This is a genomic window from Bdellovibrio sp. HCB117, assembly GCF_047305915.1.
Lineage (GTDB): Bacteria > Bdellovibrionota > Bdellovibrionia > Bdellovibrionales > Bdellovibrionaceae > Bdellovibrio > Bdellovibrio bacteriovorus_B.
Map to the genome: position 1 here is coordinate 2,080,148 of NZ_CP178622.1, position 22,560 is coordinate 2,102,707.

At 45.4% G+C, this 22,560-nt stretch carries 18 protein-coding genes; 8 read left to right on the plus strand and 10 right to left on the minus strand.

The genetic code is table 11. From position 1 onward, the window contains the following. Window positions 1–37: 37 nt before the first annotated feature. Both ACLWBD_RS09960 and ACLWBD_RS09965 read left to right on the plus strand, forming a co-directional pair. Complete coding sequence (locus tag ACLWBD_RS09960) at window positions 38–1,438, plus strand: ABC1 kinase family protein (RefSeq protein ID WP_413568075.1); 1,401 nt, start codon at window positions 38–40, stop codon at window positions 1,436–1,438. Next, entirely contained in the window at window positions 1,439–1,930 is a 492-nt protein-coding gene (locus tag ACLWBD_RS09965; protein WP_413568076.1) for a TlpA family protein disulfide reductase, read from the plus strand. It begins immediately after the preceding gene. Between the two features lie 82 nt (window positions 1,931–2,012). Here the strand turns inward: ACLWBD_RS09965 and ACLWBD_RS09970 are convergent, their stop codons facing one another. From ACLWBD_RS09970 to ACLWBD_RS09990, 5 genes are all read right to left on the minus strand, one after another. Continuing rightward, window positions 2,013–3,260, minus strand: a complete 1,248-nt coding sequence (locus ACLWBD_RS09970; RefSeq protein ID WP_413568077.1) for an EF-hand domain-containing protein — start codon at window positions 3,258–3,260, stop codon at window positions 2,013–2,015. A 17-nt stretch (window positions 3,261–3,277) separates the two neighbouring features. Then, window positions 3,278–4,282: a prepilin-type N-terminal cleavage/methylation domain-containing protein gene (locus ACLWBD_RS09975; RefSeq protein ID WP_413568078.1), complete on the minus strand. Its 1,005-nt coding sequence runs from the start codon at window positions 4,280–4,282 to the stop codon at window positions 3,278–3,280. Continuing rightward, window positions 4,279–4,719: a hypothetical protein gene (locus tag ACLWBD_RS09980; RefSeq protein WP_063206776.1), complete on the minus strand. Its 441-nt coding sequence runs from the start codon at window positions 4,717–4,719 to the stop codon at window positions 4,279–4,281. Before ACLWBD_RS09980 ends, ACLWBD_RS09975 begins: the two co-directional genes overlap by 4 nt. Continuing rightward, window positions 4,719–7,730, minus strand: coding sequence for a hypothetical protein (locus tag ACLWBD_RS09985; protein WP_413568079.1), 3,012 nt, complete (start codon window positions 7,728–7,730; stop codon window positions 4,719–4,721). Before ACLWBD_RS09985 ends, ACLWBD_RS09980 begins: the two co-directional genes overlap by 1 nt. Before the next feature lie 138 nt (window positions 7,731–7,868). Then, window positions 7,869–8,810: a cation diffusion facilitator family transporter gene (locus ACLWBD_RS09990; protein WP_413568080.1), complete on the minus strand. Its 942-nt coding sequence runs from the start codon at window positions 8,808–8,810 to the stop codon at window positions 7,869–7,871. Between the two features lie 88 nt (window positions 8,811–8,898). Here ACLWBD_RS09990 and ACLWBD_RS09995 point away from each other — a divergent pair, with 88 nt between their 5' ends. Beyond that, the gene (locus ACLWBD_RS09995) at window positions 8,899–9,840 is read left to right on the plus strand and encodes a COX15/CtaA family protein (protein WP_413568081.1); all 942 of its coding nucleotides are present in this window, start codon (window positions 8,899–8,901) and stop codon (window positions 9,838–9,840) included. Here the strand turns inward: ACLWBD_RS09995 and ACLWBD_RS10000 are convergent. Beyond that, window positions 9,830–10,447: an LON peptidase substrate-binding domain-containing protein gene (locus tag ACLWBD_RS10000; protein ID WP_063206767.1), complete on the minus strand. Its 618-nt coding sequence runs from the start codon at window positions 10,445–10,447 to the stop codon at window positions 9,830–9,832. The genes ACLWBD_RS09995 and ACLWBD_RS10000 overlap by 11 nt on opposite strands. A gap of 55 nt (window positions 10,448–10,502) precedes the next feature. Here ACLWBD_RS10000 and ACLWBD_RS10005 point away from each other — a divergent pair, with 55 nt between their 5' ends. Then, entirely contained in the window at window positions 10,503–10,913 is a 411-nt protein-coding gene (locus ACLWBD_RS10005) for a thiol-disulfide oxidoreductase DCC family protein (RefSeq protein WP_413568082.1), read from the plus strand. Here the strand turns inward: ACLWBD_RS10005 and ACLWBD_RS10010 are convergent. Beyond that, a complete protein-coding gene (locus ACLWBD_RS10010) occupies window positions 10,902–11,309 on the minus strand; it encodes a (deoxy)nucleoside triphosphate pyrophosphohydrolase (RefSeq protein ID WP_413568083.1) in 408 nt (135 codons plus the stop codon). The genes ACLWBD_RS10005 and ACLWBD_RS10010 overlap by 12 nt on opposite strands. Window positions 11,310–11,388: 79 nt before the next feature. Between ACLWBD_RS10010 and ACLWBD_RS10015 the strand changes: the two genes are divergently transcribed. The 4 genes from ACLWBD_RS10015 to ACLWBD_RS10030 are packed head-to-tail and all read left to right on the plus strand — an operon-like array spanning window position 11,389 to window position 15,711. Next, on the plus strand, window positions 11,389–12,132 hold the full coding sequence (locus ACLWBD_RS10015) for a YoaK family protein (RefSeq protein WP_063244436.1): 744 nt from the start codon (window positions 11,389–11,391) through the stop codon (window positions 12,130–12,132). Next, window positions 12,129–13,733 (plus strand): Na/Pi cotransporter family protein, encoded by a 1,605-nt coding sequence (locus tag ACLWBD_RS10020; RefSeq protein WP_063244435.1) that lies wholly within the window; start codon window positions 12,129–12,131, stop codon window positions 13,731–13,733. The genes ACLWBD_RS10015 and ACLWBD_RS10020 overlap by 4 nt, the downstream gene beginning before the upstream one ends. Then, window positions 13,733–14,077 (plus strand): DMT family protein, encoded by a 345-nt coding sequence (locus ACLWBD_RS10025; RefSeq protein WP_413568084.1) that lies wholly within the window; start codon window positions 13,733–13,735, stop codon window positions 14,075–14,077. Before ACLWBD_RS10020 ends, ACLWBD_RS10025 begins: the two co-directional genes overlap by 1 nt. Before the next feature lie 44 nt (window positions 14,078–14,121). Next, window positions 14,122–15,711 carry a hypothetical protein gene (locus tag ACLWBD_RS10030; RefSeq protein ID WP_413568085.1) on the plus strand — a complete coding sequence of 530 codons (1,590 nt, stop codon included), beginning with the start codon at window positions 14,122–14,124 and terminating at the stop codon, window positions 15,709–15,711. A 69-nt stretch (window positions 15,712–15,780) separates the two neighbouring features. Here ACLWBD_RS10030 and ACLWBD_RS10035 read toward each other — a convergent pair whose 3' ends face one another. The 3 genes from ACLWBD_RS10035 to ACLWBD_RS10045 form a co-directional block, all read right to left on the minus strand. Next, a complete protein-coding gene (locus tag ACLWBD_RS10035) occupies window positions 15,781–17,166 on the minus strand; it encodes a sigma-54-dependent transcriptional regulator (RefSeq protein ID WP_413568086.1) in 1,386 nt (461 codons plus the stop codon). After that, on the minus strand, window positions 17,166–19,262 hold the full coding sequence (locus ACLWBD_RS10040; protein WP_413568087.1) for a sensor histidine kinase: 2,097 nt from the start codon (window positions 19,260–19,262) through the stop codon (window positions 17,166–17,168). The genes ACLWBD_RS10035 and ACLWBD_RS10040 overlap by 1 nt, the downstream gene beginning before the upstream one ends. 63 nt (window positions 19,263–19,325) lie before the next feature. Further along, complete coding sequence (locus tag ACLWBD_RS10045) at window positions 19,326–22,469, minus strand: hypothetical protein (RefSeq protein WP_413568088.1); 3,144 nt, start codon at window positions 22,467–22,469, stop codon at window positions 19,326–19,328. Window positions 22,470–22,560 lie beyond the last annotated feature (91 nt).

Here is a 22,560-nt window from a genome sequence, read left to right on the forward strand (position 1 = left end):
TTTAATATTTCTGTGAGTTAAGGTAAATTTGGTTTCCATGGACGACAAGAAGTCTGACAAAAAACAAACTAAGAATCTCGACAAGATCAAATCTTCGATGTTTTCGCGTAGTTTGTCTTTGGCAAAATTGACCATTCAAGCCGGCGCATCCCTTGCCTCTCATGGTGTCACATCCGCCTTAAAATCCAAAGAAGATAAAGAAGAAAATTGGAAAAAGCTTTTGCAAAACCAAGCCTCCTTAATAAGTTCTGAACTCGGAGAACTTAAAGGCAGCCTGATGAAAGCGGGCCAGATGTTGTCTATGTACGGCGAACACTTTTTGCCGCCAGAAGCCAACCAACTTCTTCGCTCCCTTCAATCAGATTCCATCCCACTTACATGGGAAGCTATTGAACCGACGTTGAAAAAAAACCTCTCGCCAGAAAAGCTTGCTGAACTGGAAATTGAAAAAGAGGCTTTGGCTTCCGCATCGATGGGTCAAGTTCATCGCGCCCGCGTGAAAGCCAGTGGCGAAAGCATTGTACTTAAAATTCAATATCCCAATGTCGATAAAGCCATCGATAGTGACTTACGCGCGATCCGCACTCTTCTTGGTACATTGAAACTTCTACCGAAGGATTTTGATTTAAATCCTCTTTTCGCCGAAGTTCGAGAAATGCTGGTGCAGGAAACCAATTACGAAATTGAAGCTCAGCTCACCGAAGATTTTTATGCTCGACTGAAAGACGATGCTCGCTACGTCGTACCTAAAGTAATTCGTGAGTATTCAGGTCCTAAAATTTTGGCGACGACCTTTGAGCGTGGCATTCGTGTTGATGATCCATTAATTCAAAGTTTGCCGCAGGATCGTCGTAATAAATTGGCGATGAATTTCTTGGAACTCTATTTTAAAGAAATCTTTGAATGGGGTGTGGTTCAGACCGATCCTCACAGCGGCAACTATCGCATTCGCTTGAATCCTCAAGGACATGATCAATTGGTGCTTTTGGATTTTGGCGCCACACGTGAATACGACGTCGAGTTTTTAAATCCTTACCGTCGCATGGTGAAGGGCTCACTATTTAACGATCGTGAGTTATTCCAATCTTCTGCATTGGATTTACGTTTCATCCGCGAAGGTGACGCGGACGAGCTGAAAAAACTTTTTGAAGAGTTCTGCTTTGAAACGGTAGAGCCCTTCATTGCTCCAGAAGATCCGCGCAATCAGCAAGGTCGCGTTGATAAAGAAGGTCTTTACGATTGGAAGAATACGGATCTGCCGCAACGTCTTTCTAAGAAGGCCTTTCAGATTATTCGACATTTTTCATGGCGGACTCCTCCTAAAGAAATGATCTTTCTAGACCGAAAAACGGGCGGCGTATTTATTTTCTTATCTATCCTCCGCGCAAAGATCCGCGGGCGGGATCTTTTGCTGAAATATATCGAGAGGATTTCTTAGGTGCTAGCTCGTTTGTTTTTTATTTCTCTTTTCTTTCCTATAGCTGTTTTAGCTGCGACACCTACGAATTTCGATGTGGATTTTAAAAAGATCACAGCGACACCGTTATCCCCTGCTAAAGGAATCGCCTTTGAGAAGCTCAAGGGCAAAGTCGTCCTGGTGGACTTCTGGGCTTCTTGGTGTACGCCCTGCAAAGAGGCTTTACCGCACTACAACCGGCTTTATAAGGCTTATAAGGATAAGGGCTTAGTTGTCATAGCCGTGAATGAAGATGACGATCTAAAAGAACGTGATGCGTTTTTAAAGGGTCAAAGTTTTGATTTTTATATCTATCAAGATCACGATAGAAAGATGCTTGGTGAATTTAAGGTCCAAGCTCTGCCGACGTTGTATGTATTTGATAAGAATTTAAAGCCGGTGACTTTCTATCGCGGATTTGGTCCGGATAAACCAGAACTATTAGAAAAAACGATTCAGGATTTGTTGAAGTAGTTTTTCTACGAGGACAATAGGGTCTATTTTACTTCCACGGTGGAAGTGAAAATAAAAAAGGCGGGGTTCACCCGCCTTTTTCTTATCTTTGACTCAGCTTTGTTTCCGCTGGCGCAAGCCAGATATCCACGATATCTCCTTGCTTCTCTTTGCCTTTTTCTTTGTACCAGAATTTCGCTCTTTCACGAGCCTCGGCGTAGCGGCCGATCGGTCTCACAACACCTTTTTCATAGTTCAAAGAAATCTTCGTGATCTTGTCAGAAAGCTTCACGACTTCTTCTTTTTGCGAAATACCATCGCCGTTCGCATCATTCCAAAGAACTAGCTTTTTAAACTCTTTATCTTTTTTATCGATAAAGCCGTCTTTGTTCGAATCGAATTGCTTCAAGACTTCAAAGCCATTCACTTTGTCTGCGTTATCACCAAAGAGCTCGTTACGTTGATCAATCATACCTGACTTATCGCGATCCAAAGCCACGAACCAACCTGGGGATTTTGCTTCTGGCCACATCGTTTTACCGAATGGGTTCAAAGGGAAATCACTGATCGCATCAAACTTCGGTCTTTCATCATCCCAGAACACCATCAACGGCGACCAGTAACCACCGCAGAAGCCTGTTTGTCCTGGGAAAGAAACGTTGATGTCGATATTGGATTTATCAGAGGACACGGAGATACCGCCGAAGGAGGCTGAAAGAGCGCCTGGCTTACCCATGTAGTCACCGCAGTTATAAGTTGCGTGACTTGACGAGTGCCCGTAGGCACCGTAAACGGCAGGACCTCCACAAGAAGTGATCTCTTGGTTGAAGGCATAACTTTTCAGATAGACATCACCCTTTGCTTTTTCCGTTACGTTACCTTCGTCATCAATGGTAACGCTGGTTGGAATTGGCGTTTTCAAGATAACGCTGTTTCCGAAAATTCCCGCAGATCCACCACCAGGAATAGAAAACTTATCTGCAGACATCGGAGCTACAGATCCACCGCCGGACATGCCCGCAGCAGTTACTAACATGGCTGGATACTCAACCGTGATGGGATATTCTTTTCCACCAATGACCATAACAAAACTAGCTTGAATAATAGAGCTTGGGGCTAATGGATTTCCCACACCACGAAGGTTGGTCCCGAAGCACGAGTTGTTTACTTTGATCATAACTTCTGTCTTACCAGATCTCGTCACCAATCCTGAGGCTGGCGCCGAAACGACAGAGTCACCCGATGTCGCCGAGTTGACCGACATTGGAAAATCTTTATCAGCCGCCAAGGACGGAATACTGAAAAATACAAGCGCCCCCAGAGCGACACTGTTTTTTGATAACGTACCCATAATTCCCCCTGAAACCTTTAAAGACCGGCGGTCTTCGTCGGGTCCTTTTTTTCCATTTTCTTAACTTTAAAATAAATCATTCTCTTCAAAACTGAATCGCGGCGAAGATTAAATTCTGCCACCGCATCGGCCATTAAGAAGGGCTCTGACCATTTTCCATCTTCATAAACAGATTTATAAAGATTGGCAGGCTTACCAACGTAACGGGCATCTTCTTGAGGTTTTAGAAAATAACGGATCAGTCGAACAGCACGCATACGCACAATCGACTGGCCCCCGCCAATAGAAGGTGCAGCACGCAAGAATTCATCCACTGTATCCAATGTACTTCCTGACTCGGGCTCTTTAAGATCGACAAGGCCTTTAATAGTCGCATCGATTTTAAGAGCATTGCCATCGACGTATCCAATGAAAATCGGACTGCGGGGAGCGATTTTCATATCAACGGAACCATCTGTCTTAATAGGACGCAAACGCGCCGGCGTATCTAACATCAAAGCTCTTCCACGAACCCAAAAGGCAGGCCTTTGTTTTTCGACCCACTTGCTTTTGTTCAGTGAAGAAAAAGACAGCGTTGCTGATTTGTTGAAATCCGACGGTACAGCTCCAATATCATAAGCCGCCACCGGATCATAGTTCATCAACGCTCCGGCGTTGAGGTCTTGCAAAAGAATATACATTTCCGTACGACCACCCAGTTTGAGAGTGATATTTCTTTCTAGGTCTTCTTTTTTTCCAAGCATATTCGCTGGAACATCCGGATAGTAATCAAAGAACGAAAGACCCCGGTCGTCTTTCACCGTCAGATTATTGTAAGACGGCTCGACCGCATTCAAGTCAGAGAAGACCACCCGTTCGGCCAAATTCGTATCAATGGACTCTTCAAGCTTGGTTTGAAGTTTCACCTGCTCTTTAGTGACCATCAACTGAGTCGCAAGCACGGCCGTTGTGAGGATCGCGACCACACCAATACCAATTGCAACTTCTATGGCTGTGAAGCCTTTTTTATTCATCAACATCATTTTGCACTCACCACGAAAACGTAATCTTTATATGGCTCTGTCCATGACTTGTGAGTCATGCGTAAAGTCACTTTATAAAGACCACGGAATTCTTCATAAGGTTGAATCGTATATCCGTAAGTCCCTGCGCACTCTTTACAGTCCTCGCGCTTAGCCACGCGTCCGGTATCCCACGCCATTGGCAATTTATCTAAAGCCAACACTGAAGATGTTCCCGACTCGTAGTCAAAGTTCACTTGATAGTTTTCAACGCCGGCCTTGATGTTCTCTGCGATATCATTGATTTGTTTATCCGATGACGAAAGCTGCACGGTCTGCGCGGTTGTTTTTCTTAACTGCGCCATACCACCTACGAAGGCTGTGCCAACGACCGTTAATAGTGCAAATCCCACGATCGCTTCAACCAGCGTCTGACCTTTGTTATTCAATGTTTTCATTATAAGCCTCCTTCGCGGGACTGTTCTGCCACGAAGAAACGCACCAGACGACGTTTACATGTCGTATTCGATGCGCCTGATACGAGACCACAATCTGGATCAACCGATGTCCATTGGAACGGATCCGCTTTAGCTCTCAAGCTGATCGTGTTACATGCCATACGATCGGCGACTCCCTGGACCGAGGGAATTGGATGCCAGATAGGATCTACGCGGTTATTACAATTCGCACCGGAAAGGGATTTTAAGATTCCAGCAGCGCGCAATTCTTTGGTCGATTGCGGATGATAGATAGTACTCCACGTGATCCCTGCACGAATCGCATCCGGGTGTAAACGTAATTTTCCTACGATGAAAGTGCCAATGATGCGCAAAGGTTTAGAGCGAGCTTCAATTTCCAATTCATCACAAGCAAAGAAACCTGTGACAAAGTCAGATGTTGAATCGATCAGACACTTACCGACGATAGAACGAACCTGGAACGTCGCTGTACTTCGTGTTGAATTTACGATTTCAAGACTTGGAAGGCCCGGGTCTTTTCCCACTTCTTCGCCACCCGCAAAATTCCATGATGTTCTTGTGCTTGGAGCAAAGCTGGTATTCCAACCCGCACCACCGAAGGATTGTGAGGATTGCGCATTACGGGCATTTTCACAGTCTTCAGCAAGTTTCGCCCAGTCCGTACCACCTTCATTTAAACTTTCAGCCGTACTTGCAGGCGTACGTGATACCGCATTGGGAGGATTGAGGTTCGAAGTCGTTCCATCAAACTTAAAATTCAGATAGCCAAGAAGGTTCGCATTGGCTGGATTCACGATTGGATTACTTCTCCAGTACGTACCGTCGTATGCCTGAACTCCGACGACAGGAGCGATCTTGGTACCATCTTTTCCAATCAAACTTCCCGCATTTTTAACGCGCACTTGGAAGTCCAATTTATCGTAAGATGTAAAACCCCAATAAGATTTTACTTTGTCAGTTTCAATCTCAATATAAGGAGGGTTTGCTACCAAGTACTCGTAGTTTGAAACCGCACTTTTTGCGACGCTCACTTGATAGTTGGCGTCTTCAACAACCTTCTGCTGATCTACCAACTGAGTGTTAAGGCTCGTGATGGTTTTCTTGGTTTCCTCAATCTGATCTTCATAGTAAGCAATCTTCGCTGGGTCTTGATATTCCACTTTGCCACCAGAAGTCGCTCCACTGGAAGTACCACTTGAAGTGGAGCCTTCCGTGGACGGTGACGTTTCAGTCACCGTCGTGCTGCTTGAAGAAGAGGAACTGCTAGATGACTCCGTCGAGGTAGATGCCATCTCCGTTTCTGTTGTGCTAGATGGAGCACTTGCACCACTCGTCGAAGTGGAAGTGGAAGTCGTGGAAGGTGCGGTTGTTCCGCCACCTGAACTTGCTTTTTTCTCGGGTTTTGCTTCTTCAGAGGCAAGCTTTGTTTCCCAAGACGCTAGACTTGCGCGTGCCGCCTCAAGGTCATCCTCTAATTTATCATATTTGGCAACGGCACTAGTGCGTGCATACTCTTTCGCCGAAACCGCAGATTTGAGGCTGTTGTAATATGTTGAGGATCCGACTTGAACTTTTAATTTCAATGTCGCATCTCGCGGCATCTGAGCCTCAACCCATTTATCACCGATGTCGACGCGCACCTTAACGACAGCGTCATTGTAGTCATCAGAAACCAGCTCTGCTGTTCCTGTGCCCCAATTGTCCTTATTCAGAGTCAAGGAATCCGTTTGCTTACTGAAATAGTTCCCGTTAGACAGGAATAAGCGATAATCGAAATTGTTGTTTTCCGATGAGTTCAGAGTTACGCCCAGCTTTGATTGATACATGTATTCACGACTTGACTGTTTTTTCGTGAGCTCAATACACTGGCTCATCAAATCACTTTTAGGCACGGTGCCTGATAAGATTTTCGCAAAATAGTGAAGACCTAAATCCAGACCACCATCATTTTCAATACCCTTTAAGAACCCCCCGAATGTACGAGCGTCAGCCCAATAGCGGTCGCTCATTCCACCTGACGTTCTAGGTGTATAATTAGAACCATTTGATTTCACCCAACCGTTTCCAAGATAAACGCGGTCTGCAAACGTGACGGCAGAATATTGAATGGCACCAGGGTCCGTTTCTTCACTACCGTTATCCACGGCAATATGAATATTCTTATTCACAAAGACAGGACTTAAAAAGACCAAGCCTTGGCTGTTTCCAAGCTCGGAACGATTATTAAATTTATGAATTGAAAGATCGCCTTTTTCCATTTGCGCATCCCAAGTTGAATCCAAATGCAAATCATTCGGAACCAACAGAGCAAATGAACCCACCTCGCGTGGATACACTACGATCTGAGAACTGATGCTTAAATCTTTATTACCTATACGAATAGGCTCGGTTTGGTCACGATGAGTTTTCAAGAAAACCGTGATCGTCGCGTACACTTCACGGCCGGAGCGCGGAAGAAAGGCGCTATCATCGCGGGTGATCTTCACCCCTACACCGTCAATAGCTACAGGTTTTCCATCTGCACCCTTCACCATCTTCAAGCTTTGTAATACTGGAAACAGAGGATGGTTTGTGGATGCAGCACTCACGCGGATATAACGATCGATGGTTTTTAAACGAATGTTATTGGGATCCACATCCCCTACACTCTGACCGTTGGCGAGCAGTTGACGAATGAAGTTTTCCTGCTCTACCGACATGATCAGACGTTCAACGCTGCCCGTGTTCGTGAGGTTGCATTTTTCAGCAGGCTCAGCCAAGAGCATGTCATCATTAGAAAAACAATACTTCTGACGAACACCGAAAATCACATAGTCCATCGCGCTATTCAGCGCAAAGCGGACATTCACGAGGTTCGCGGTTTTAGTGACTTGTTCTTTTTGGCCAATCACGTAGTTGGTGAGGAAATAAAAAGAGGTACTCATCACAGCGGTGGCCGCCAAGATTTGTAACAAAACGTTACCTGCAGAGTTACGTACCGTATTTCGCATAATTTTTCCTAACGTTTCCTTAACGTACTTATCGGACTTTATTAGGAAAAACTTTTATTAAACCGAGGGAATAAATAGAATTTTGCGACTAAAACGTTCCGTCCTGAGACGGAAACTCTGCACATTCTTTCATCATTATTATTTATGTTCCGGATCGAGACACGTGAAACCGGCGACTTCGGTTTCGATCGTCGCTTCGACGATCCCAAAATCCTTCACCAGCTTTTTGACTTTTGTTTTTACGATTTCCATATCTGAAACAGTCGCATCCGGACCCAAGACCACATGTCCCGTGAAAATGTGATTCTCTCCATCCAATGACCACAGATGACCATGATGCACGTCCTGGACTTTTTCGATTTTACGAATCGCCTGCTCAACTTGTTCAACTTCGATGTTGGTCGGCGATGCCATCAGAAAAACTTTCAAAGCTTCACGCAGATTCTTAAAGACGTTGTACATGATCCATAAAGCCAGTGCGATCGCCATGCCGGCATCAAGCTGCGGTAGATCGAAAAACTTCATGACGATGGCCCCGGTTAGTACCAAAACCCACCCCATCACGTCTTCGATCATGTGCCACATCAACATCTTTTCATTCAGGGATTCCCCCTTAGAAATTCGATACGCGGCAAAACCATTCACGCTCACACCTAAAATGGCGAGTAAAATCATTCCGTCAGTATGAGGCTGTTGCGGATTCAAAAGTCTGGGCACGGACTCGATCAAAATCAATATCGACCCGACAATCAAAATGATTCCCGTAATCAAAGCTCCAAGGGTGGAAAAACGTCTATAGCCGTATGAAAAATTCCCATCACTTTTCTTATGCGAGAACTTTTCAAGAACAATCGCCAGTGTCACGGCTAAGGCATCACCGAAGTCGTGCAAAGCATCACTCAGGATCGCCACACTGTTCGTCCACAAGCCACCGACAAGCTCGATACAAGCAAAACCTAAATTCAATGCCAAAGCCCATTTCATGCGACCCATAACAGCGCCATGAGAGTGATGGTGATGATGCCCATGGGCATGTGAATGATGGTGATGGTGATGAGCGGACTTTGATGTTTCTGACATGCCCTATTTAACTCTTTTCCTTGTCAGGAAGTCAATCGTCACCCCTCGAGATTGACCGCATTTTAGGGGCGTGATACTTCTTTTTTCTATGACGAAACCTACTTTCAAGAAATTTGCATTTGGCCTTCTGTTTTACACGATTTTGGTGATTCTTTGGGGCGCTTGGGTGCGCATTTCTCATTCAGGTGATGGTTGCGGAGACACCTGGCCTTTATGCCACGGGCAACTTATTCCCGAAGCAGAACGCGGAAAAACCTGGGTGGAGTACGGTCATCGTTTGATGTCGGGTATTTACGGCCTTGTCGTCATTTACTTCTGGTGGGTGGCCCGCAAAATTTATCCTAAAACTCATTTTGCTAGAAAAATGGCTTTCGCCACTTTGATCTTTACGATTACCGAAGCTCTTCTAGGCGCAAAATTAGTTCTGTTTGGATTGGTCACTACGAACGACACACCTTATCGCGCCTTCGTCATGGCTCTTCACCAATTGAATTCATTCATGCTGACGGGCTCTGCAGCTCTGGCTTTTTCGGCGGCAACTTTGCAATCAGAACTGCAAGCGCCTTCAAAAGAAGATAAGCGCTATCGCTATTTGCCGTGGGCTATTGTCATCATTGGCATCACCGGTGCCTGGGCGTCGCTTTCCAACTCACTCTTCCCGACGGAAAATCTGTGGGATGGTTTGCTGGCCGACTTTGACTCGAACTCTCACTTTTTAGTTCGCTTGCGTGGCCTCCATCCGGTGCTTGCCCTTTTAGGTGGAGGAAGTTTGGCCCTGTTCTTCTGGATCAAAGCTCAAACTGCTGAATCTCTTTTAGTGGAACGTCGCTCTTACCAAATGAGCTTAGCGCTGATCACAGCCATCGTGTTTGGAATCCTGACTTTACTTTTGCACGCACCGGTTTGGATGAAGATTGTGCATCTCGCGCTAGCACACTCAGTGTGGGTGATTTTGCTTCAGTGGGTTTTCTTTGTTCGTGCAGAGACTGTGCACTTAGATAATTTAGAAGCGAGCCCAGTTAAGTCGTAAGCTCGTTGGACTCAATCAGACGGTGCAGAAAATGCACCTTCTCGTTGATGTCGTCATATTCGAGCACCATCTGCTGCAAATCGTAATCACGCACCAGATAAGAAGCGAAGCTTCCAATGATCTCTTCGGGATGCACAAGATTGCGCATGAAGATGTCTCGTTGCTGCGGGTCTGGGATGTGCGTCTGTATCCAACGCACAAGAATGCGATGAATGGCGTTGAGTTCTGTCTGATAATTCGGTTCAAGAACTGTTTTTTCAGGAATGATGTGGCCCTCACAAATGATGTAGGGAGTGCCGCGATCAAGGACCTTGCCTAAACGTAACTTGCCTTGCCCTTGCAAAAAGACCAAAAGAGTCCCGTTTAATCTTTCCTCCACGATTTGCGCATATCCATATCCCGCAATTTCGCGAACAAAAGGGACGTTTTCACCCGGACGAACTGACGCGACCTTTGACGGGTCTTCGATAAAACCCAAGGCAACGGGCGTCTGTGTGGCCACGGCTTCTTTAATCATGGAAAGATAACGAGGTTCAAAAATATTGAGAGGCTTCGTCGTTCGCGGAAACAAAGTGACGTTGACTAGAGGAAATAAAAAGACTTCCATGAACAGGACTCCTCAACTTGAAGTTTCATTATAAAGACTGTAGCCTGGAATTGCTATGGAAAAGGTGGATTTAAAAATGCGAAACGTTGTCTTTTTTGATGGTGTTTGCCACCTTTGTAATGGTTTTGTCGACGCTGTGATCAGTCGCGATAAAACTCATCTTTTCCTTTTTGCCCCCCTTCAAGGAAGCACGGCTGAAGAACTTCTGCCCGCGCAAGACCGGACTGATCTTGATACAGTGATCTACTTTGAGAAAGGCAAGATCTATCGTCGCTCCGCTGCGGTCATTAAAATTTTATCGGGACTGGGAGGCTTTTTTAGAATCTTCTCCCTGGCTATGATCATTCCAGGACCTTTGCGTGATCTCATTTACAAATACGTCGCAAAAAATCGCTACAAGTGGTTTGGCGAAAGAGAGTTCTGTCGCCTTCCGACTCCGGAAGAGCGCTCTTACTTACTTCCCTAAGATCTTCTCAACAAAAGGTCGATCCGCTTCGGAAAGCTCATCGACTTTGATTTCATGAGGCAGACACCATTTAAAGGCGTCATGTTCTGTCAGCACCAAATCACTTTGCAAGGTTTCGGCCCAGTACAAACGAAGACGTATGAGCTTTGTGGGATAAGAAAAGTCAGCTTCACCAATGAATTCTCCTACGCGGATAGAGATCCCTAGCTCCTCATCGATCTCACGCTGCAAAGCTTGTTCAGGAGACTCGCCCAATTCCACTTTGCCACCAGGAAACTCCCAAAAACCGGCGCCACTTTGCTCTGGACCCCGGCGCACGATCAGAATTCTCTTTTCCGCGTCAGCAAAACGGCGGATCACCGCTGCAACGACTAAAACCGGTGTTTTGGCTGTCATGAGTCTTTCCTCTTTCTTAGGTCTAAGTATATAGGGGTCTTTTGTCTTTTTAGAAGAGTTGTTTTACTCTATTTTGAGAATGTTCTCGTATCACCAAACCCTTTCTCACTTCAGTCGCTCTAACGTCACCATCTGGCTTTCGATGGCCTTTCAAGCAGGAGCCATCAACACGGGCGGATACCTTGCCTGTCACCGCTTTGTTTCTCATGTCACGGGTTTTGGAACTTTGATCGGCACTGAGGCCGCGCAAGGAAAGTGGATACAGTCCCTAGGAATGTTGACGGTCCCTGGCTTCTTCATCGGTGGAGCTATGCTTTCCGCTTTCTTCGTCGACCGTCGCATTCAAACAGGTCGCAAACCTCTTTATCCTTTTGTGATGCTTTTGATTCTTTTCTTAACCATCATGGTGGCGACTCTGGGAAATCTCGGTGTCTTTGGTGAGTTTGGTGCTCCCTTGGCTCGTCATGGTTATATCTTACTCGCTGCTCTTTGCTTGGCCTGCGGAATTCAAAACGCCACCGTCACTTCTGCATTCGGAGCCATTATTCGCACGACTCACCTCACTGGCATCACAACAGACTTAGGAATTGGCCTTGTGCGCGTGATCACGCGCTCTCACAAAATTCAGCCACGCACGAATGAAATTCGCGCCAACTGGATGCGTGTTGGACTGATTTCGTCTTTCATTCTAGGTTCACTTGTATCTGCTTACGTTTATCTTCACGCACAGTATTGGGGCTTCCTTATTCCTGGTATCATTGCTACAATCTTATTCTTTTGGAGCTTAATTCACTTTAATGAGCACAATGGAACTACATCATGATTGATACGCACAACTCCTATTTCATCATCCTGATCAGCGGGGTGGCTCTCTTCTTGTACGGGATGGGACTGGCTTCTTCGTCTTTAGAAAAATTAATGGCGGGGAAAATCACGATTCTTTTGAATCGCCTTTCGCAAAGTAAATTTCTCGCGATTCTTACGGGCGTTGTTCTTACTACATTGATGCAAAGTTCAGGCGCCGTGACCTCTATGCTTGTGGGCTTAGGCTCGGCACGCGTGATCAATCTTCGCCAAGTGATGGGCGTGATCATTGGTACTGCCATCGGTACAACACTCACGGTTCAGTTCATCTCTTTGGATTTGGGCTCTTATGCCCTTCCGGTTTTTGCTATTGCGTTTGCGTTTTATTTTAAATCCAAAAAGACTGTTTTCAAAAATCTATCTTTGGTTTTCATGGGCTTTGGCCTCTTGTTCTTTGGTTTGAATTTAATTTCGGTGTCTTCTCATCACTTTGCGGAAAATCCATTATTGACGGATCTCTTCCAAAACGTTCGTGACAATCCCGGATACTCACTACTTATCTCTATTGTATTCTGTGCTTTTGTTCAAAGTAGTGCCGTAACAATCGGTCTTGCGATGAGCCTAGCTGCAGTAAAAGCTATTACGTTCTACGATGCGATGATTTGGGTGTACGGAGCCAATATCGGAACGACGTCAGTCGCTTTGATTGCGGCAGCGGGCGGTAATTATATCGGCCGCCAAGTGGCTTGGGCGCACTTTTTCTATAAAACAATCAGTGTCGTGATCTTTTATCCGTTCACTCAGCTCTTCATTGATTTCTTGAATACTTTCGACACGACCACGTCGCGACAGATTGCCAATGCTCACCTAATCTTCAATATTCTGTCAGCGGTGATCTTTTACCCATTCATCAACAAAGGTGCAGAGCTGATCGAAAAAATGTTCCCCAAACAAGCTTCCGAAGAGTTTGGGACAGAGTTTGTAAAACTTGATAACTATCAATCCTCGGCCCTTGCCGTTTCTTATGCAAATCGCGAAATCATGCGCACAGCGGATATCGTCTTAGGAATGATTAAAGATTCCATTCGTCTTTTTGAGACCAATGATCCTAAAGATTTCGATTCGATCAAAGATCGCGACAACAAAGTCGATTTCTTATATCGCGAAACCAAAATGTTCCTTCTAGACCATGCGAACAAGTCCAACACAGTTGTGCATCAGAACGTGATGAATATGATCATGTTCCTTAGCGATTTAGAAAGAGCCGCTGACGCGATTGACATCAACATCCTGGCTTTAGCCATCAAGAAGAACGCCTTAAAGCTTGAGTTCTCTACCGAAGGTTGGTCGGAAATCTGCCAAATGCACCAACAAGTGGTGAAAGTGGCGGCGATGGCTATTAACGCCTATCAGAACAAAGAACTTTCAGAAGAAGCCATTCAACTGAAACGTGATTTAGCGAAGACAGAAATCACTCTTCGTGAAAACCACATCAGCCGATTGAACCGTGGAATGAACTCTTCGATCAATACAAGTTCCATCCATTTGGATCTGTTGAGTGAGTATCGTCGTATCGCAAGCTTGCTGTGCAATCATGCTTATAACCAAAGGTCTTCATAATGAGCCAAGCCGTCCTTCCAATCAGTCTTTTAGTTCTTTCAAATGTATTCATGACCTTTGCTTGGTATGGACACTTGAAGTCCTTCAAAGAATCCGCCTTATGGGTGGCTATTCTTGTCAGCTGGGGCATTGCTTTTTTTGAATACCTGCTTCAAGTGCCTGCCAATCGCATTGGCTACACTCAATTCACCCTGCCACAGCTCAAGATCATCCAAGAAGTGATCACCATGGTCGTCTTTGCCGGCTTTTCAGTTCTCTATATGAAACAATCACTGAAGCTAGATTTCTTATGGGCTGGATTGTGTTTGATTGGAGCTGTTTATTTTATTTTTCGGTCCCCTTAAAAATAATTTTACTTTCGTGACTCATTTCAAGATATAATAAAAGTATGAAGTTCATATACGTCCTCGAAGATGATGAACGTATCCAGAAGGATCTATTCGACACCTTAAAAAGTATAGATCCCAAGCTCCATATTCGCTTCTTCCTCAACCTTTCAGAGTTTCACGAATGGCTTAAAACCGCGCTGACCGCAGGCCCCTTGGCGTTAGCCCCGGGAGGCCGCAAACACAAAGACGACACAAGTGAAGACGTCTCTCCGGCAGCAACACACGAACTTCGTTTGGTCATCGCAAAAAATGAATTCCTAGGAATACAAAACATGGGCCTGATAAAACGGGCCCGTGATTTTTTTATACGTAAGAAAATGTGCTCAGAGCAAGAACCCACGGCCCTGATTCTGACGGCTTTTGATAGCCCAGACTTTAATATCGCCTTGGCCGAAGAGCGCATTATCAATAACGTCATCTTCAAGCCCTTTGATAAGCTTATCTTAAAGCAGCATTTAGAATATGCACTGACAGGCCACCACCCGGTCACTTCAACGACCGTAGCCTCGATGAACATCAGCTCCACCATTGAAATGCTGAAAGAGGTTTCACTGAATTCGATTTCTGAAATCGGATTTACGACAATGAATAATCACGAGATTAAAATCGGGGCCATGACGAAGTATTACAGTGACTCCTTCACCTCTGGCAATATCAAGAGCGTTCTTGCTTATTGCAAATCCTGTAAACCCGTGAGCGACAAAGACTTTCTTTGCGAGTTTCACTTTTTTGGCGCCGACAACAAGCAGGTCAGCCAGGTCCGAAGAAATATTCTTCAGGATAAAGCTCATCAAACAACGGAACTTTTAAATACTCATGGACGTCAGACACGAATTCTAATTTTAGATGAAGACGCCGCTTTAGGTCTTGAGGTCAAAAACTTCTTCACGGATAAGTTTAAGAACGCGGAAGTTTTCCAATACTCTTTACTAGGCCAGCTTCTTTCTGATCTGTCTGATAAAGACACTGTTCACCGCCAGCAGCTTCCAGAAACTTTCGATATGGTTTTTGCAAACTATGAAATCTTTGATATCGAAAAAAAGAAGCGCTGGGAACAAATTCAGCAATATCTTACCGATCGCGCCGCCAAACACGGGGTTCAACTGCAGAACTTCCCAGATCTTTATTTGGTTTCAAAACGAAAACTGAGCTTCGAAGTGATGAAAGACTTATCTGAATGGGTGAAAGAGATCTATTTCACTCCCCTAGATAAGTCATACATCTTAAAAAAGACACTGTGCTTAAATCCGCACCTTCTGAACAAAGAAGCCACTACACTGGGGAGCGTAAAAGACTCTGGCGCTCTGAAAGTAGCCAACCCTGTTCAGATCACGCAGATTTCCGAAGCGGGCTTAGTCTTAAAATACTATCGCGCCATCAGCATCGGAGCCTTTAGAGAGTTTATCCTATGGCGTCCCGAAGAACTCGATACGCCTGAGATTATTGGAACGGTGAACTTCAACGAACCCAATAAATCCGGCGAAGGCTATTTGAATCATTTCGTGTTTTTCGGAATGAAAGATTATTACCTGAAGCACCTTCGTAAGTGGCTTCTCGAAGCGTATATAAAAACAAAAGATAAAGAATAACTCTTTGCCTACGCTCAAGCAAAGAGTGGAAGAAAGACCTCCAATTCAAAAAAGAGGTCTTTAAAAACTTTATTTCTTAATTCCCGCCAAACGACGACGCAAGTCCCCTAAAGTACTTCTTGGAATTCCCAGATAACGAGCCGCTGCCGACTCAGAGCCTTTTTTCTGCATAGCAAAGTCGATCAGTTTTAATTCAAATTCGGAAACCAAGTGACTGAAGCGCCCTTCTAAAGCCTTTTCGTCGATTTCAGTGATCGAATGATTTTTAAGAACTTCTTCATACACCGGAGCAGACTGAACCAAGTGAGGCGTAATATCACTAGGCTGCAATTCACTGCCATCTGCAAGTACAGATGCCACTTCGACGGCAGACTTTAATTCACGGATATTTCCTGGCCAAGAATAGCTTAAGAGCAAAGCCTCCGCTTGAGAGCTAAAGTGTTTATCACCGTAGTTCCCTTTTCGTAAAAACTCGTGAGCTAAATCTAAAATGTCTTCTTTGCGTTCACGCAATGGCGGAAGAGTGATCGTGAAGTTTTTAATTCTAAAGAACAGATCCTCGCGGAACTTTTTCTCTTTGATAAGTTCCTCTAGATTTTCATTCGTAGCAGCAATAGTACGGCAATTTATTTTCTTACCGACGTCTTGCCCTACTGGATAAATGTCGCCACTACTAAGAACTCGCAACAGCTTTACTTGAATGTCCATATTCAAAGTAGCTAACTCATCTAGGAAAATATCTCCACCGTCTGCACTTTCAAACTTCCCCGAGCGACTTTCCGTCGCTCCCGTGAAAGCACCCTTTTTGTGACCGAAGAGTTCCGACTCTGCGAGCTGCCCCGAAATAGCTCCGCAATTCACGGCGATAAAAGGACGTGAGCTGTCGTTTTCAAGACTCCACAGATATTGCGCCATGATCTCTTTACCAGATCCACTCTCCCCGCGGATCAAGATTGACTGATTGGCGCCACGGATTTTTTTAGCGGTATCTAGGACAGCTTTAAAGGCCGGTGATTTTGTGTAGAGATTGATGTGCTGAACCAGTTTTGCCCCTGCTTGATGTTTCAAAGTTTGGTTCCGACGAAGCAGACGATGCAACACCGGAGCTTTGCGCAGAACTTGAGTCAGGGTGGTGCGATCGAAAGGTTTTAGAAGATAATCGACGGCCCCAGCCTTCATACACGTTTCAACAAGAGGGCCTTCGTCATGACCCGTCATCGCTACAACAACTGTCGTTGGGTGGCTTTTGGCGATTTCTTGAATCAACTGCAAACCAATACGATCGGTGGACTCATCTAAAGAGAGATCTACAAAAGCAAGATCAATCACCTGCTTATCTAAGATGTCTAAGGCTTCTTCCATGGAATCCGCGAGCGAAACCACATGCGGGGATTCGATCTGTGATTGCATGGTTTTTCTTACTAGCGTTTCGTCATCCACAATCAAAACACGCATTAGGAACCTCTCACTTTAATTTCAAACTGACTGACTAATAATTTCGGAATCAGGAAGCCATTGATTTTGCGCACTTGATCTTGAATCCACTTTTCGTCAAAATCCGTGGTGCATAGATAAGCTCTTTTGCCGATAGCCAAAGCACTCATCACCTCAAGCCCTTTTTTAGTCTCACTTAAATTCTGATCAATCACCAGCAATGCTGTTGGGGGCCAATCAGATAGTGGGAAAGCCTTTTCCAATGCTTCGATACTTTCAAAGAAATGAGCCTGTTTTAGGGAGGCAGCTTGAGCCTTGGCTTTCCAGCTTTCTAAAATTTGGGCGTCGTCATCTACGAAACAAATAATTTGATCATTCGCCAATTCAATCAAGGAAGGAAGCCAACCCGGTGTTTTCTCTCGAGGAATGCGAATAGTAAAGGTTGTCCCTTTGCCTTCTTCTGATTGCAGCTCTAAAGTTCCACCACTCCATTCGATGGCGGCTTTTGCTTGAAAGAGTCCTAGCCCCGTCCCCGCCGCCTTTCCAAAGGTAAAGCTGCGTTCAAAAATCTTATCGATAATTGCCGACGGAATACCTTTGCCATTGTCTTTCACTTCCAGCGTCCAAGCTTTTGGCTGTTCGGAAAGAGTCAGATGCACTTCGGTCGCTCCCGCCTCAAAGGAGTTATTAATCATATTGGAAAGAGCGGTTTGGATTTCGTTCACTTGAACTACACTCCAAAGATGCGGAGTCGCGCTCATCCCTGTAAATTTCAAAGTTTGGTGATCGGCCTTACGCACGCGATGTTCATTCACGACCGTTGCGATCAAGGGCTCCATCAATGTTAATTTCGGCTCTTCCGTTTTAGCGGACTCATCGGGTTTGGCCGACAAAGAAGACAGCTTTTGTACGATACCTGCCACCCGTGCGACGGCACTTTTGATGATCGCTAACGACTCTTTTTGCGGACTCTCGATTTGGCTGAGCGCCATATTCATACTCATCAGCGGACTGCGAATATCGTGAGCGACTTGCGCCGCGATTTGTGCGCGCGCCTTATCGCGTTCCGCCCCTAGAAGCTGAAACTGATGAGCTTGCAAAGTCTCTAACATATGATTCAGATTTCCGCCCAGTTCGTCCAACTCGTCTTTTGATTTTTCAACAATAGATACACGTTTTGAATAATCTTGGTCCTGCGTGATTCGCGACAGCAACGAACGGATAGATTCTACCTTCGCCAATAAAGTGTTAGTTAAAGCCTGCGACAGAACCCAAGAAATCAAAATTAAAATAAGGGCGGCAACTGCCAAGGTCATTTGAATCTTCTGTAAACCTTGTCGCAAGAACCGATCTGATATCACCGCTGCCAGACGATAGGTTTTTTGATTCGCGTTTGTTGAAGAAGCTAAAACAATCAGCCGCCCTTGATCCCAATGAGCCCCGTCCTTCAGACTCAAAGCTTTTGAAAGATCCAAAGTTTCGGTAAAGTCCTCTTTTTGAATGCGCCCTAAACTTTTACTGTCGGGCCCGAACATTTCGATAACAAGATTATCCACATCGTGTTCGGCCATTTCCTTCAAAAGCAGTGTCACGGCATCAAAATAAAGCGCCGCCTCAATATACCGATTCAAATCTTTCGTGCGCAGAATCGTGTGATGGCGAACCTTGGAGTCAGAGTCGCGCAAAAGATGGGTTTGATAAACAAGTGAGTTGATCGAGAGTAAATCCGGGAATTCTGCAAATAAAGGTTCCGGCAAATCATCGGAATAAGCCATGGCTTTGCCATCTTGATTGAAAACGTTCACTTCGCTGACACCCAGTTCATCAGCTAAGGCTCGGAGATCTTTATTCGTCCACTTTCCTTTAACGTCTTGATCACGAAGCTCCACAGCTTTAGCCGCATTCAGAGCAATACGCGCTTGAGCCGCTTCAATACGCCCTAAAGCTTTACCAAAAAGATTCATATGATCGACGTAACTGTCTTCAAAATCACTGGATTGATAGCGGGAAAGGGTCGCATAAAGCGAAAGACACAGAATCAGGGCCGAGAATGAAGCTGTGCCAAAGATGGCTAAAAAGATCTTCTGCGAAAACTTCATTCTTGAAAAACGCGTCATAAATTCATCCTAAAGCGCGCCCCTTTGAAGTCAACGCTTTAGGCAGGCGGATTTATATAAAAATCAAATCTCGGGAGGCAGCACCACGGTGGGATACCAAAGGTACTCACCCCTTCCAGACTGACCATAAGAGTTATCTCCCCAACATTTCACTCTTCCTACTTCCAGATCTAAAGGATCCGGCACCGTGCCGCATATATGGGTGTCTCCTACGGAGAGAAAATTATAAGTCCCCGTCAATTGCATATCTTTTGGAGAAGTAGCGATATTGCCGCCCCAACACTTCACAACCTGATTGGTGGTGATTCCACAAGTTTTTATTCCACGAGCACCCAAGAAGGTATAGGTCGCAGAATCATTTATCAGCTCAGGCGATGTTTTCGTCCCCGTAGAGGTTCCAATACCCAGAATTCCGCCCGAATTAGAGCCCCAGCAATACACTCGGTCCAAATCAGAAATGGCGCAGACATGATTGCCACCGGCTTGAATATTTTTAAACGTCACTCCCGTGGGTAAAGACACCCGCACGGGCGTATTACTAGCTACGTTTGTTCCGATACCGAGCTGGCCGCTAGTGTTGGCTCCCCAGCAATAGGCTTCCCCTGTCGGAGTCAAGGCGCACCCAAACTGACTTCCCATCGTCACCTTGATAAAATCCATTCCACCCGCAATAAGAGTTGGACTAGGTCGTGTGGTGTTCGTTCCATCACCCACTTGACCGGAAGCGTTCGCTCCCCAACAGTACAATTTATTTTCATTCGTCAGTGCACAGGCTGTTTTTGCCGAGTCCATGGGGGTCACGGACACAGAATGATATTTTCTAGAGGTATCCACAACCTGGATTATCTGCGTGGTAGAAACCGGTCCCAGCCCACCGGCTCCCCAGCACTTTAAATATCCTTGGATGGTCACAGCACAACCTCCAGAGAACTGATCACTATTTCCACCAAAGGAAATGTCTTTATACTTTGTTCCTGAATCTACAGACAGAGGCCGAGAGCGCGCAATTTCACCAATCGCTGCCCCAAAGGTAGTACCATAAGTTAAACCCCAGCATTGAAGATCTCCATCTTCCGTGATGGCACAATTATGATGGGACCCTGAAGAGACTTTCCTATATCTCAAATTTGAATCTATATAAGGAACGCCACTGTCAGCGGCCACAGCGCCAAGAGTTTTTCTTATCACAGAGCTCGTCCAACATTTTAGAATGCCGTCAGAGGTTATTCCGCAACTTTTATCAATACTATGCGATACAGACTGGTAGGTAGTATTTTCGTCAAAAAGACCGTATCCCAAACTTAGCCCCGACCCGCTCGTCGAGTTATATCCGTTACACCACAAAGTATTGTTCAAGCGGAGCCCACAAACTCCAATTCTCTGCGTAGCCCCCGGACTATGACGTAAAACACCAAGTTTTTTTAGTGGCGAAGGCGACACATCTGCAGTTTGAACCGTCGGCGTGAGAGTTGCCGTCATGTCGTGACCTAATAATCCCCAGCATTTTAATTGATTCGTGGTCGTCAAACCGCAGGCCGCAAGTCCTTGTGATAAGGAAACATCAATATAGCTACTGCCAGAGTCAATAGCTTGAGGGTCGTTCCAACTTCCGTCACCTACGAGGCCATTTCCCAGTATACCACTTCTGCCAAGCCCCCAGCATTCTAATTTTTGATCGGAAGATCTGATTCCACAGTAAGAATGCGAATAGTCCCATTCGCCACCTGATACGAACTTTGAGTACACCGTATTATTAATTTGCACTGGTGGATTCGCACCATCTTTCTTACACCACAATCCCGTCAAAGCCGGAGTAGAGGATTCTTTCTGATAACAGTAAATACTGATCTTGCTAGAGTTATTATAAAGGGCTGGAACCGAGACCCAAGTTACTTCGGTATCTATAACTTGAGGTAACAAGTTCGTAGCGTGGATACCTTTCCCCCAGCACTTCAACACATTTCCGGTGGTGACGGCACACGTAGCTCCTGATCCTGAAACAGAAACCATTTTGTATTTCACTGGCGAATCGACTAACACCAACGAGTTTGAACTTACGGTAGTCCCGTTTCCCAAATCCCCGTTTGTATTGACTCCCCAGCAGTAGAGATTCCCGCCCATTGTGATGGCACATCGATTCCCAGGTGCTGTCGAAACAAAACTAAACTTATTGTCTTGAGTATTATCTAAAAGTGTTCTTCGAACCGAAGTCATTCCCAAAGCGAAGGGGCCTGGGGATAGTTTATCAATAGATATCTGTAACTTTCGCGATCCTGCCGCTGCGAAATTCCCTAAAAAATCTAGGGAAATTACGCCTGTCGTTGTCCCTGCAGGCAAGGTCACACTGCCTTTGAGCGGTGTAAACTCAGAAACATCTGTCGACGCCGATGTCACAGAATATTCCACGACCACCTCCGCAGGAAGGGCCACGGATTTCAAGTTGAAGCTTTGAGAAGACACATGATTGTCCTTATTCGCTATCGTCTCAGCCTTGTCGACGAAGGATATTTCATACGAGTTAATTAGATGGAATAAGGATGTCGAGATAATTTCTGAAGTTTCAACGCCATCGGTGTCTTTAGCAATTCCAGGAGCGAGTTTCAACGCCAAGGAGCCATTCCAAAGACACCCTGTCACTCGCACTCTTTTGTTAATGGCATCCACACTTTCAATCGTCGGCGCGCACCCCAGAGCATTTCCAATAAAGCTGACATGGGAAACCGCTAAATTAATCTCCGCCGCATCTTCTATTTTTACTGGCCAATAAAAACTGGTAGACGATCCGCCCGACGCGGGCGTAACACTCCCGACATTTACTTTAACCTTAGAGTTTACAACTTTAGCTTCGCCTGAAGTCAGCGCCATATCAGAGCGTGAAATCTGAAGATAAATGAACCCATTTCCGGAGCATCCAGAGACTCGCACTAAATGGACACTCGCTGAAAGTGAGACTAAGACCGGCAAACAGCCAGAAGTATCCGCGCCCTGGAGGTGAACATTTGAAATATCTAAATCTTCAATACTTTCGATACGCCATTCGAAAGTGGAACTGTGGGATCCCTCTTTAATATCGGGGCCATACACGGCAGGAAGAAGACTTGAACTATCTAGAGCCCCAAACATAAGCTGCGCATCCAGTGTACATCCACTGATCACTGCAACAAGCAATAGCCAAACTAACTTCTTTAACCAGAACCAAACGTTCATGAATCCTCTTCCGAAAGGTCCTTACTGGACTCTTAGAAACTTTTCGGAGTGAAGATTGCATCTCTGGAAAAAATAAGGCCTTTCACCAGGA

Coding starts and splice junctions, on each gene's coding strand:
- ACLWBD_RS09960 (WP_413568075.1), top strand. CDS start 38: ATGGACGACAAGAAGTCTGACAAAAAACAAACTAAGAATCTCGACAAG.
- ACLWBD_RS09970 (WP_413568077.1), bottom strand. CDS start 3,260: ATGGGTACGTTATCAAAAAACAGTGTCGCTCTGGGGGCGCTTGTATTT.
- ACLWBD_RS09975 (WP_413568078.1), bottom strand. CDS start 4,282: ATGATGTTGATGAATAAAAAAGGCTTCACAGCCATAGAAGTTGCAATT.
- ACLWBD_RS09980 (WP_063206776.1), bottom strand. CDS start 4,719: ATGAAAACATTGAATAACAAAGGTCAGACGCTGGTTGAAGCGATCGTG.
- ACLWBD_RS09985 (WP_413568079.1), bottom strand. CDS start 7,730: ATGCGAAATACGGTACGTAACTCTGCAGGTAACGTTTTGTTACAAATC.
- ACLWBD_RS09990 (WP_413568080.1), bottom strand. CDS start 8,810: ATGTCAGAAACATCAAAGTCCGCTCATCACCATCACCATCATTCACAT.
- ACLWBD_RS09995 (WP_413568081.1), top strand. CDS start 8,899: ATGACGAAACCTACTTTCAAGAAATTTGCATTTGGCCTTCTGTTTTAC.
- ACLWBD_RS10000 (WP_063206767.1), bottom strand. CDS start 10,447: ATGGAAGTCTTTTTATTTCCTCTAGTCAACGTCACTTTGTTTCCGCGA.
- ACLWBD_RS10005 (WP_413568082.1), top strand. CDS start 10,503: ATGGAAAAGGTGGATTTAAAAATGCGAAACGTTGTCTTTTTTGATGGT.
- ACLWBD_RS10010 (WP_413568083.1), bottom strand. CDS start 11,309: ATGACAGCCAAAACACCGGTTTTAGTCGTTGCAGCGGTGATCCGCCGT.
- ACLWBD_RS10015 (WP_063244436.1), top strand. CDS start 11,389: ATGTTCTCGTATCACCAAACCCTTTCTCACTTCAGTCGCTCTAACGTC.
- ACLWBD_RS10020 (WP_063244435.1), top strand. CDS start 12,129: ATGATTGATACGCACAACTCCTATTTCATCATCCTGATCAGCGGGGTG.
- ACLWBD_RS10025 (WP_413568084.1), top strand. CDS start 13,733: ATGAGCCAAGCCGTCCTTCCAATCAGTCTTTTAGTTCTTTCAAATGTA.
- ACLWBD_RS10030 (WP_413568085.1), top strand. CDS start 14,122: ATGAAGTTCATATACGTCCTCGAAGATGATGAACGTATCCAGAAGGAT.
- ACLWBD_RS10035 (WP_413568086.1), bottom strand. CDS start 17,166: ATGCGTGTTTTGATTGTGGATGACGAAACGCTAGTAAGAAAAACCATG.
- ACLWBD_RS10040 (WP_413568087.1), bottom strand. CDS start 19,262: ATGACGCGTTTTTCAAGAATGAAGTTTTCGCAGAAGATCTTTTTAGCC.
- ACLWBD_RS10045 (WP_413568088.1), bottom strand. CDS start 22,469: ATGAACGTTTGGTTCTGGTTAAAGAAGTTAGTTTGGCTATTGCTTGTT.